Genomic DNA, 13,145 nt, shown 5'->3' with positions numbered 1-13,145 from the left:
AGCAAATCATTCCAGATTCGCATGCTTTGTAAACATGTCTGCTGAATTCAATTCTTTTTTCTCCATGATTTTTAGAATAACCGCATCGTAAAACAGCAGAAGAGTTTGTTCGAATAAAGAACCCATCGGCTGAATCGTCTTTCTGTCTCCGCCGGTCTCTTCCTTAGGAGAGCCGGGAATCGTTATTGTAAGATCCGCAAGTTTGCCGAGACTTGAAGCGGGGTTAATCGTTAATGCAGTGATGATGCCGTTAAGGCTTTTGGCTTTTTCAGCCGTATGAAGCAGACTTTTTGTTTCGCCTGAGCCTGAGCTGATGATGACGAGATCGCCTTCTTGGAGGGGAGGGGTAAGCGTCTCACCGACGATGTAAGCGTTCAGGCCGATGTGCATCATCCTCATGGCGAACGCTTTAGCCATAAAGCCGGAACGCCCCGCTCCGGACGTGAAGATTTGATCTGCCGATAAAATCTGATCCGCAAGCTTGTCAGCTTCACTGTCGGATATTAATGCTGCGGTGCGGGATATTTCATTTAGTATTTCATGTAAGTATTCAGTCGTTTTCATGATCCTTGTGTGATCAGCTGTTTCATTTTAGCAGCAGCATCCGCTTTATTGTCAGCTCCCGTAATGCCTCCGCCGACAATGATTAAATCTGGGTTTTGTTTGATGGCTTCAGGAAGCGTATCAAGTTTAATGCCTCCGGCAATTGCGGTTTTAGCGCTCTTGACCGCTTTTTTAATCGCCGTCAGTTCCTCGAATGAATTTTTTCCTTCTGCCTGAAGATCATAACCCGTATGAACACAAATATAATCAACACCGAGTTGGTCAATTTCTTTTGCCCGTGTTTCAAGGTTTTTTACGTTTATCATGTCGACGAGGATTTTTTTCTGCTGTTTTTTTGCTTCGGCAACGGCCCCTTTGATCGTTGAGTCGTCTGTCGCTCCTAAAACGGTGATGATGTCGGCTCCCGCTTCTGCCGCTTTCATAATCTCGTAACCGCCTGCATCCATGATTTTAAGATCGGCAAGCACTTTCAAGTGAGGAAAGGCTGTTTTCATTTCCTGCACGGCTTTCAGTCCTTCATTAATGACAACGGGAGTGCCGATTTCTACAACATCTATATATTGTTCGACCTCTTTCACAAGTTCAATTGCTTCCGGGATATTTACTAAGTCTAATGCCAGCTGTAATTCCACTTTATATCCACTCCTCTTTTTCATGTATTTCCATTCTATAGAGTGCCCCGCATGTTGAGAAGTACGCACTTTGAAGTCTAATAGTTACTTTGAGGATACTGTCCCCGCAGGCAATGCGCTTTGTTTCAGCAAAACTGCGTGGTAGTATAAACTGATGAAAGTTGTGTGAAAAAGTAAGCGTGTATGAATAGATGATGACCGTACAAAAAGTAAGAGGAAGGAGAATTGTCTGTGAGCCGAATGGATGAGAAAACGTTTAATTGCGAAAAGGAATTGACGCTTGCCGTGATAGGCGGGAAGTGGAAAATGCTGATTATGTGGCACTTGGGAAAAGAAGGGACGAAGCGGTTTAATGAGCTGAAAGCTTTAATTCCGGATATTACGCACAAAATTCTTGTGAATCAGCTCAGGGAGCTGGAGCAGGATCTGATCGTTCACAGGGAAGTTTACCCTGTCGTCCCTCCGAAAGTGGAGTATTCTTTAACGGCGCAAGGAGAAAGCCTTATGCCGATTCTGGACGCCATGTATAAGTGGGGAAAAGATTATATGGAATTAATCAACATTGATAAAACTGCAATAAAGGAATCTTTTTGAAGTGCTCTATGTAAAATAGAGTGCTTTTTTTGCGGTTTAATGAAATCATATTGCGAACATTCGGGCCGTCTGTTTCGGTTCTTGCGCTGTTTTTTCCGGGTCAGCTTACGTACGTAAATTTTTTTTATTTCTGCCATAACTGGATATTCGACAGATTTTCATTATAGTTTAAAGATTTTTAATTTTACGTAAATAATATTTTTGAAAATAAATTGCGGGATGCCGCAAAATACCCTCTGGATTTGTCGGATTTTTTTTCGGTGTGCCGCATGAAACTTTTCACCCATTTTTCGGTGATAAAAACAATATTTTCATATAAAGTGAACGTAAGTAGATATATAGAAATACATGCAGAAATAGGTAAACCTTTCGTGCTTACAATCAATGGCTTTTTGTCTTGATTTCTCATAAATTTGATGCCGTATTTCGGACTGCGCGGGTGAACGGATGACGGATTTCGGCGGTGATTGAATCGGGATCGTTTTTGAGGTAAGTGGTTCTTTTGGCTTGAGAATGAGTTAGGGACATAGAGGGAGGCTGTTTCTAAGGGAGAATTGACAACTATATCTTAAAAAGGGGAGGCGCACACATATGGAAATAACTTTTTATCCTTTAACAAATGCTCAAAAACGTATCTGGTATACAGAAAAATTCTATCCGAACACAAGTATTTCAAATCTTGCCGGGTTCGGGAAACTCATTTCTGAAGACGGCGTACAGGCTCATTACGTTGAGAAAGCGATACAGGAATTCGTCCGGCGGTATGAGTCGATGAGAATCCGTCTGCGGCTTGATGATGAGGGGGAGCCCGTTCAATATGTGAGCGAATACCGTCCGCTCTCTATCGGGCACACGGATATCAGGCAAGCCGGCTGCTCTGCGGACGAGCTGTCAAAATGGGGGCGTGAAGAAGCTGGCAAGCCTCTGGCGTTATATGATCAGGATTTATTCCGTTTTTCCGTGCACACGATCAGTGAAAATGAGGTCTGGTTTTACGCTAATGTGCATCACATTATTTCAGACGGGATTTCCATGACGATTCTGGGCAATGCGATTACTGATATTTATTTGGAGCTTTCAGGCGGGACAAGTGAGGAACAGACGGAGATTCCTTCTTTTATCGAGCACGTGCTGACAGAGCAGGAATATGTGCAGTCGAAGCGGTTTAAGAAGGATCGGGACTTTTGGAACGGGCAGTTTGAGACCGTGCCGGAGCTTGTGTCCCTGAAACGGAGCCGGGCAGATGCGGGTCTTGATGCGAAACGGTTTTCTCAAGAAATTCCTCACGACTTATATGGCCGCATTCATTCATTCTGCGAGGAGCATAAAGTCAGCGTACTGTCTCTGTTCCAGTCAGCTCTGATCACTTATCTCTACAAAGTGACCGGCCGGGATGACGTTGTCACGGGTACGTTTATGGGAAACCGGACGAATGCGAAAGAAAAGCAGATGCTCGGGATGTTCGTATCTACGGTGCCTGTGCGGACAAGCGTTGACGGAGGACAGTCGTTCTTGGAATTCGTTAAAGGCCGGATGAAGGATCTGATGAAAATTCTCCGCCACCAAAAGTATCCGTATAACCTGCTTGTCAATGATTTGCGTGCTTCGAAAAGTTCGCTGAGCAGATTGTTTACGGTGGCTCTGGAGTACCAGGTGATGCAGTGGCAGAAAAAAGAGAATCTGTCCTTCCTGACAGACCCTATTTTCAGCGGAAGCGGTACAAATGATATTTCGATTCATGTGAAGGAACGATGGGACACCGGGAAACTGACAATTGATTTTGACTATCGCAGCGACATTTTCAAGGGGGAAGAGATTGAATCTGTTTCTGAACGTTTGATCACGCTGATTGAAGATGCGATTTCATCTCCTGATCGCATAATTGATGAACTTACTCTTCTTTCTGAATCCGAGAAAGAGCGGCTGCTGAAACGGGCCTCCGGCAATCCGGTGAATTACCGCAAGGAGATGACGATACCGGGGCTGTTTGAAGAGAAAGTGAAGTCACTGTCTGACAAACCCGCAGTTGTGTATGAAGGCCGAACATTGTCCTATCGCACATTGCATGAACAATCAGGCCGTATTGCCGGACGCCTTCTTCAAGCCGGGATATCAGCCGATTCTCCTGTCGCGGTGCTGCTTGGCCGATCTGAGCGTGTCATTGCGGCAATATTGGGAATTTTGAAAGCGGGCGGCGCTTATGTGCCGATAGATCCTGACTTTCCGGCGGATCGGATTCAGTACATTTTAGAGGACAGCGGAGCGAAGGCTGTTCTGACGGAGACCGGAATACAGGTGCCTGCAGCGGATGCCGAACGGATTGATTTTGACGAGGCTGTTCAGTTTGAAACGGCTGCGGACGGTGTCAGCACACAATCAGACCGGCTGGCTTACATCATCTACACGTCAGGTACAACGGGGCGGCCGAAAGGCGTGATGATTGAGCACCGGCAAGTTCATCATCTGGTGCAATCACTGCAGCAGGAGATTTATCAATGCGGTGAGCAGACGTTAAGAATGGCGCTTTTGGCTCCGTTTCATTTTGATGCGTCCGTCAAACAGATTTTTGCCTCGCTTCTTTTGGGACAGACGCTTTATATCGTGCCGAAAACGACTGTGACGAATGGCTCGGCACTGCTGGACTATTATCGTCAAAACCGGATTGAAGCCACTGACGGAACGCCTGCGCATCTGCAGATGATGGTTGCGGCGGGAGATGTCAGCGGAATTGAATTGCGCCACATGCTCATTGGGGGAGAGGGCCTGTCCGCGGCTGTTGCTGAACAGCTGATGACGCTCTTTCATCAATCGGGCAGGGCGCCGCGTCTGACGAATGTCTACGGGCCGACAGAAACGTGCGTAGATGCGTCCGTGCATCAGGTGTCAGCCGATAACGGAATGAATCAACAGGCGGCGTACGTTCCGATCGGGAAACCGCTCGGCAACGCCCGTCTGTATATATTGGATAAGCACCAGCGGCTTCAGCCCGACGGCACGGCCGGTGAGCTGTATATCGCGGGTGACGGTGTAGGCCGCGGCTATTTAAATCTTCCGGATTTGACCGCAGAGAAGTTTTTGCAGGACCCGTTTAACGGAAGCGGCCGCATGTACCGCACGGGTGATATGGCGCGCTGGCTGCCGGATGGGACGATCGAATATATCGGCCGTGAAGATGATCAGGTGAAAGTCCGCGGCTACCGCATTGAGCTGGGAGAAATTGAAACGGTGCTCAGAAAAGCTCCGGGCGCGGCGCAGGCCGTCGTGCTGGCACGGCCGGATCTGCAGGGCAGCTTAGATGTCTGCGCATATATCGTTCAGGAAAAAGGAACCGAGTTTCACCCTGCCGAGTACAGAGAGTATGTGTCAAAGCACCTTCCTGATTACATGGTGCCCGCTTACTTTACAAAAACGGACGAAATTCCGCTCACGCCGAGCGGGAAGGCAGACCGCAAAAAGCTGTTTGCGCTTGATGTGCAGGCTGTCAGTTCATCCGAATATGCCGCGCCGAGAAATGAAACGGAGGAAACGCTCACCGTCATCTGGCAGGAAGTCCTCGGAATGGACAAGGCGGGCATTTATGATCATTTCTTCGAGTCAGGCGGTCATTCATTAAAGGCCATGACGCTTCTGACGAAAATTCATAAGCAAATGGGCGTCGAAATTCCGCTGCAATACTTGTTTGAGCATCCGACGATTGCGGCGCTTGCCGATTATGCGGAAAACCGAAACGAAGGACCGGCATTCAGTGCGATTGAGCCGGCTGAGAAGCAGGCGAGCTATCCGCTTTCGCTCGCTCAGCAGCGGACTTATATCGCGAGCCAATTTGAAGACGCGGGAGTCGGATATAACATGCCGGCTGCGGCCATGATTGAGGGCGCTTTAGACCGTGAAAAGCTTGAGCGTGCATTTTCTGCCTTAATCAGCAGGCATGAAGCGCTCAGAACATCGTTTCAATCAGAGGACGGCACGCCGAGACAGGTGATTCACGAACATGTTCCGTTTCATATTGAAATGATTGAAGCGCGCGGAAGAACGAATGAACAGGTCATGAAGGACTTTGTGCGCCGTTTTGATTTATCTGAGGCGCCGCTGTTCAGAATCGGCCTGCAAACGCTCGATCACAATCGCCATATGCTGCTGTTTGATATGCATCACCTGATTTCTGACGGGGTGTCTATTTCCATCATGCTGAAGGAACTGGCTGACATCTACGGCGGAAATCAGCTGCCTGAATTGCGCATTCAATATAAAGATTATGCCGTATGGCAGGCGGAACGGGCGAAAGAAGGCTACAAGAAGGAGCGGGCGTACTGGAAAGAAGTCTTCAGCGGCGAACTGCCGGTGCTTCAGCTGCTCCCTGATTATCCGCGGCCGCAGGTGCAAAGCTTTGAAGGTGACCGCGTGTCCGCCAAGCTGCCGAAAATGCTGCGGGAACGGCTGCAGAAGCTTGCCGAGAAAAACGGAGCCACCCTTTACATGGTGCTGTTATCAGCTTACTATACGCTGCTTTCTAAGTATTCAGGACAGGAAGACATCATCGTGGGAACACCGTCAGCGGGAAGAAATCACTCTGATACCGAGGGGCTTATCGGGATGTTTGTCAACACGCTTGCGCTGCGAAGCTCCGTGAAGCAGGATCAGACATTTGCCGGCTTGTTAGGTCATGTGCGCAAGCAGGTGCTGGACGCGTTTTCTCATCAGGATTATCCGTTTGAGTGGCTGACCGAGGAGCTGAACGTGCCCCGGGATATGAGCAGGCATCCGATATTTGACACGATGTTCAGTCTGCAAAATGCTTCGGACGGTATTCCGGAGATCGGTAATCTGACGCTGTCTCTTCATGAAACAAACTTCAATATCGCCAAATTCGACCTGACCATGCAGGCTCGGGAAACAGCGGAAGGCCTTGCGCTTGATTTGGATTATTGCACGAAGCTGTTTAAGCGCTCAACTGCGGATCGCATGCTTGCGCACTATGTCCGTCTGCTGGAGAGCGCGGCAGCTCAGCCGGATGTGAAAATCAGCGAATATGATCTGCTTTCTGAACGGGAGGCTTTGACTCAATTACAGCGGGTCAATCCGGAGCGCACGGCGTACCCGAAAGAGCAAACGATCGTGCAGATCTTTGAAGAACAGGCCCGAAAGAACCCTGACCGGACGGCTCTTCAGTTCGAAGGGGAAACCCTGTCGTATCAGCAGCTGAATGAACGCGCCAATAGGCTTGCGCGGCATATTCTTTCAGTCGGAGGCGGCGGGAAAACCGCGGCTGTTCTGTGTGAACGGTCAATGGATATGATTGTTTCCATTATGGCTGTGTTAAAAGCGGGGTCCGCCTATGTGCCGATTGATCCTGAGCATCCGGTTCAGCGGATTCAGCATTTCTTCCGTGACAGCGGGGCGAATGTGCTCATGACTCAGCAAAGCCTCAAGCCGCTTGCGGAAAAGGCCGGTTTTCAAGGCGTCATTGTGCTTGCTGATGATGAGGCGAGCTATGAAAAGGACTCTCACAATCCAGCATTGCCGTTTGATTCCAAAACGATTGCCAATCTCACTTATACATCTGGCACGACGGGAACGCCGAAAGGAAACATCGTCACACATGCCAACATTTTGCGAACGGTAAAGAACACGAACTATTTGACCGTTTCTGAAGAGGACACAGTGCTCGGTCTGTCAAACTACGTCTTTGACGCTTTTATGTTTGATATGTTCGGTTCGCTGTTAAACGGTGCAAAGCTTGTGATCGTCCCGAAAGATACGGTGCTGGATATGTCACGTCTGTCCCGTGTGATCAAACGGGAGAACGTCAGCATTCTGATGATTACGACGGCCCTGTTCCACCTGCTTGTTGATATGGAGCCGTCCTGTCTGACGACGCTTCGGAAAATCATGTTCGGGGGCGAAAGAGCGTCAGTAGAACATGTCAAAAAGGCGCTGGCGGCAGTCGGAAAAGGAAGACTGCTTCATATGTACGGCCCGTCGGAAAGCACGGTGTTTGCGACATACCATCCAGTGGATGTCATTGAAGAGGATACGCTCTCCGTTCCGATCGGGAAACCGGTCAGCAATACGGAAGTCTTTATTATGAACTCAGCCGGACGCATTCAGCCGGCCGGTATCGCGGGAGAGCTGTGCGTCAGCGGTGAAGGTCTCGTAGAAGGCTACTACAACCGTCCTGAACTGACGGAAGAAAAATTTGTAAAGCATCCGTTTAAGGAAGGTGAACGGATGTATAAAACGGGCGACTTGGCCAGATGGCTTCCGAATGGCGATATCGAGTTTATCGGACGTATCGACCATCAGGTGAAAATCCGCGGTCAGCGGATTGAGCTTGGCGAAATTGAGCATCAGCTTCAAAGTCATGACCAGATTCAGGAATGCATTGTGCTCGCTGTGGATCAGGGCGCGGGTGACAAACTTCTTTGCGCGTATGTTGTCGGCCTCAGGGAAATCTCTTCCCGGGAGCTGAGGGAGCATACGGCGAAGGATCTTCCGGCTTATATGATTCCGTCCGTCTTTATTCAATTGGATGAACTGCCTCTAACAGGGAACGGAAAAATCGACAGGCGGGCGCTGCCGATGCCGGATGTGACCGCAGCGAATGCCGTGTCATATACGGCGCCGCGCAATGAAACAGAACAAAAACTGGCGGATATTTGGGCTGAGGTGCTGCAAATGGAGCGGGTCGGCGTCCATGATCAGTTCTTTGAGATCGGGGGCCACTCGTTAGCGGGGATGAAACTGCTGGCCCTTATCCAGAAGACATTCGGCGTGCAGCTTACCTTAAAGGATCTGTTCACTTCTCCGACGGCTGCGGGGCTGGCGCAGCTGATTGAAGGGGCTGAGCGGAAAACGGCAGAGAGCATCGCACCGGCTGCCGAGCGGGAAACGTATCCGGTTTCTTCACCGCAGAAGCGGATGTTTGTGCTTCAGCAGCTGGAAGGCGCTGAAACAAGCTATAACATGCCGTCTGTGCTCCGCTTAAAAGGAAAGCTTGATGCAGAAAAGCTGAAATCCGTCATGAAACAGCTGACAGAACGCCATGAAGCCTTCAGAACGACATTTGACATAAAGGATGGAGAAACGGTTCAGCGCATATGGGCGGAAGCTGATATCGACATGGAATATTATGAAGCCTCTGAAGAAGATGCTGAACGGATTATTCAGAGCTTTATCCGGCCGTTCCGCCTGGATCAGCTTCCTCTCGTCAGAACGGGACTGGTCAAGCTGGCTGAACATGACCACCTGTTGCTGTTTGATATGCACCATATCATTTCGGACGGCGCTTCAGTCGGCGTGCTGATAGATGAACTGTCCCGCTTGTATGGCGGCGAAACGCTTGATCCGCTGCGGATCCATTATAAAGACTATGCGGTATGGCAGCAGAAATTTATTCAATCAGAGCAGTACCGCAAGCAGGAGGAGCATTGGCTTCGGGAGCTTGACGGCGAGCTTCCGGTATTGACGCTGCCGGCTGATTACAGCCGTCCGGCCGTGCAAACCTTTGAAGGAGACAAGCTGGTCTTTTCTCTGACTGGGGAACAGACGTCGGCTCTTCGCAGTCTTGCGAAACAAACAGATTCTACCATGTACATGGTGCTGCTGGCGTCATACAGCGCCTTTCTCTCAAAACTGAGCGGACAGCATGACATCATTGTCGGTTCGCCGGTTGCGGGACGGTCACATGCGGATCTCGCAAACGTCATCGGTGTTTTTGTGAATACACTCGCGCTTCGTACGTATCCGGAAGCGGACAAAACGTTCACGGACTATCTTAAAGAAGTGAAACAAACCGCTTTACATGCATTTGACGCGCAGGATTATCCGCTTGAAGACCTTCTGCAAAAGGTTGAGGTGCAGCGTGATACGAGCAGAAATCCGCTGTTTGATGCAGTATTTTCAATGCAAAATGCAAATGCGGAAGATCTGGTCATGGAAGGAATTGAGCTGAAGCACCATCCGTTTGACAGAAAAACAGCCAAGTTTGACCTGACAATGACGGCTGAGGACACAGACGAAGGCTTAACGTTTGTGCTTGAATATAACACCGCGCTGTTTAAACCGGAAACGGCAGAGACATGGAAGCATTACTGGCTTCAACTGTTAGAAGCAGCAGCGGAAAATCCGGCTGCGAAGCTTTCTGGGCTTTCATTGGTGAATAAAACAGAAAAACAAGCCCTCCTTGACGCATGGAAAGGAAAAACAATTTCTGTGCCGCGGGACAAAACGGTTCACCGTCTCTTTGAGGAAACGGCCGCCCGCCACGCGAACCGGCCGGCCGCGGCATACAACGGCGCGAAGTGGACGTACGGCGAGCTGAACGCAAGGGCGAACCGCATCGCACGCATTCTCATGGACTGCGGCGTCACGGCTGACGAACGTGTCGGCATTTTGACGAAACCGTCCTTGGAAATGGCCGCGGGCGTACTCGGCGTCTTGAAAGCGGGCGCGGCATTTGTGCCGATTGACCCCGACTACCCGGAAGAGCGCATCAGCTACATCCTGCAGGACAGCGGCGCCAAGCTTCTTCTCACACAGGAAGCGCTGGACGTGCCGGAAAGCTACAAAGGAGAAACGATTCTGCTTGACGGCGGACGCTCCATTCTGAGCCTGCCGCTTGATGAAAACGATGAAGCGAACCCGCAGACGGAAACAACGGCGGATCATCTCGCTTATATGATTTACACGTCAGGAACGACCGGACAGCCGAAGGGTGTCATGGTCGAACACCATGCGCTGGTGAACCTGTGCTTCTGGCATCACGACGCATTCGCCATGACGGCGGATGATAAAAGCGCCAAATACGCGGGCTTCGGTTTTGACGCCTCCATCTGGGAAATGTTCCCGACATGGACCATCGGCGCGGAGCTTCACGTCATTGACGAAGCGATCCGGCTGGATATCACCCGCTTAAATCACTATTTCGAGGAGAACGGCGTGACCATCACCTTCCTGCCGACGCAGCTGGCCGAACAATTTATGGAGCTGGAAAATACCTCTCTCCGTATGCTTCTCGTCGGCGGTGACAAGCTGAAGCGGGCGGTGAAACAGCCGTACACGATCGTCAACAACTACGGCCCGACGGAAAACACCGTCGTCGCGACAAGCGGCGTCATCAATCCGGAGGAAGGATCGCTTTCGATCGGACGGGCGATTGCCAATACGAGAGTTTATATTCTCGGGGACGGCGATCAGGTGCAGCCGGAAGGCATTGCCGGTGAATTGTGTGTGGCCGGCCGCGGTCTTGCGCGCGGATACCTGAACCGTGAGGAAGAAACGGCGAAGCGGTTTACCGCAGATCCGTTCGTGCCCGGCGAGCGCATGTACCGGACCGGCGACCTCGTCAAATGGAACGCGCAGTGCGGCATCGAATACATCGGCCGTATCGACCAGCAGGTCAAAGTGCGGGGCTACCGGATCGAGCTTTCAGAAATCGAAGTCCGCCTCGCCCAGCTTGCGGACGTTCATGACGCAGCGGTGACGGCCGTGGAAGACAAAGCGGGCAATACCGCGCTTTGCGCCTATGTCGCGCCTCGGCAGGACGATATTGAAGCGCTCAAAGCCGCGCTGAAAGACACGCTGCCTGACTACATGGTGCCGGCGTTCTGGGTGGAGATGGACGAGCTTCCGGTCACCGCAAACGGAAAGATTGACAAAAAAGCCCTGCCGGCACCGGACATTGAAGCGGGAAGCGCCGCTTACAAAGCGCCGGAAACGGAGATGGAGACGCTGCTTTCTGACATTTGGCAGGAAGTGCTCGGTCTTGACCAGATCGGCGTAAGCGATAATTTCTTCACGCTCGGCGGGGACTCGATCAAAGGCATCCAAATGGCAAGCCGTCTGAACCAGCACGGCTACAAGCTGGAGATGAAAGACCTCTTCCAGCACCCGACCATTGAAGAGCTCGTCTCCTATGTGGAGCGAACGGAAGGCAAGCAGGCCGACCAGGGACCTGTCGAAGGCGAAGCGGAGTTAACGCCGATCCAGCGCTGGTTCTTTGAGAAAAACTTCACCGACAAACACCACTGGAACCAATCCGTCATGCTTCACGCGAAAGACGGCTTTGATCCGGAGATAACAGAAAAAACATTACATGTCCTGACGGTGCACCATGATGCGCTCCGGATGATTTATCGTGAACAAAAACCGTATTACAGAGGACTTGAGGATGTGTCTGTTGAACTGAACGTCTTTGAGCTGAACGGACCTGCTGAAGACCATGAGGACCGTATCGAAAGGGAAGCAGACCGTCTTCAAAGCAGTATTTCACTGGAAACAGGACATCTGCTGAAAGCCGGGCTCTTCCGGGCTGAAGATGGAGACCACCTTCTTCTCGCAATCCATCACTTGGTCGTGGATGGTGTATCTTGGCGGATTTTACTGGAGGACTTCACGTCCGTTTATACGCAGCTGAAGCAAGGCAATGAACCAGCGCTGCCGCCGAAAACACATTCATTCGCCGAATTTGCTGAGAGAATCAAAGAATACGCAAATACGAAGGCGTTTCTGAAAGAAGCGGATTACTGGAGAGAGCTTGAGGAAAAAGAGGTATGCACTCAGCTTCCGAAAGACAGGCAGTCTGGTGATCAGCGCATGAAACATACGAGAACGGTCAGCTTCTCTCTGACGCCTGAACAAACTGAACAGCTGACGACAAACGTACATGAAGCCTATCACACCGAAATGAACGACATCCTGCTCACGGCGCTCGGACTGGCGCTGAAAGAGTGGACGGGTGAAGACACGATCGGCGTTCATTTGGAAGGCCACGGGCGCGAAGACATTCTTGACGGCTTGAATATCACCCGGACGGTCGGATGGTTTACGAGCATGTATCCGATGATCCTTGAGATGAAGCACGCCGACGATCTTTCATATCAGCTGAAACAAATGAAAGAAGACATCAGACACATCCCGAACAAAGGAGTCGGCTACGGCATTCTGCGTTATGTAACGGCGCCCGAGCATAAAGAGAATCTTTCATTTGAGATTGATCCGGATATCAGCTTTAACTACTTAGGCCAGTTTAATGAGATGTCGGATTCCGGCTTATTTACAAGATCCGGGATGCCGTCAGGACAATCGCTGAGCCCTGACACAGAGAAGCCGAATGCGCTTGATATTGTCGGATTTATAGAAAATGGGCAGATGACGATGACGTTTGCCTATCATTCTCTCGAATTTCATGAAAAAACCATTCAATCGTTCAGTGACAGCTTTAAAGGGCACCTCTTGAAAATCATAGATCACTGCCTGGCCCAAGACGGACCTGAGCTTACGCCTAGTGATCTTGGCGATGATGATCTGACGCTTGATGAACTTGATAAATTAATGGAAATTCTCTAACAGAAAAGA

The 13,145-nt window shown here is 50.4% G+C and carries 4 protein-coding genes; 2 read left to right on the top strand and 2 right to left on the bottom strand.

Annotated features, from left to right (window positions below):
• Window positions 1-6: 6 nt before the first annotated feature.
• Window positions 7-564 (bottom strand): 6-phospho-3-hexuloisomerase, encoded by a 558-nt coding sequence (gene hxlB / locus ACWHAR_RS16135; protein ID WP_032872811.1) that lies wholly within the window; start codon window positions 562-564, stop codon window positions 7-9.
• The gene (gene hxlA, locus ACWHAR_RS16130) at window positions 561-1,196 is read right to left on the bottom strand and encodes a 3-hexulose-6-phosphate synthase (protein ID WP_014416875.1); all 636 of its coding nucleotides are present in this window, start codon (window positions 1,194-1,196) and stop codon (window positions 561-563) included. The genes hxlB and hxlA overlap by 4 nt, the downstream gene beginning before the upstream one ends.
• Before the next feature lie 231 nt (window positions 1,197-1,427).
• On the opposite strand from hxlA, the gene ACWHAR_RS16125 reads away from it, so the two are divergent.
• Together ACWHAR_RS16125 and srfAA are read left to right on the top strand one after the other, a co-directional pair.
• Entirely contained in the window at window positions 1,428-1,790 is a 363-nt protein-coding gene (locus tag ACWHAR_RS16125; RefSeq protein ID WP_007409352.1) for a winged helix-turn-helix transcriptional regulator, read from the top strand.
• Between the two features lie 591 nt (window positions 1,791-2,381).
• Window positions 2,382-13,136, top strand: coding sequence for a surfactin non-ribosomal peptide synthetase SrfAA (gene srfAA / locus ACWHAR_RS16120; protein ID WP_057766256.1), 10,755 nt, complete (start codon window positions 2,382-2,384; stop codon window positions 13,134-13,136).
• Window positions 13,137-13,145: the final 9 nt, after the last annotated feature.

It is taken from the genome of Bacillus sp. LR--39 (assembly GCF_053613335.1).
Note: the sequence above shows the minus strand (reverse complement) of the source record. Positions and strands in the feature narration are given on the sequence as shown.

Coding starts and splice junctions, on each gene's coding strand:
- srfAA (WP_057766256.1), top strand. CDS start 2,382: ATGGAAATAACTTTTTATCCTTTAACAAATGCTCAAAAACGTATCTGG.
- hxlB (WP_032872811.1), bottom strand. CDS start 564: ATGAAAACGACTGAATACTTACATGAAATACTAAATGAAATATCCCGC.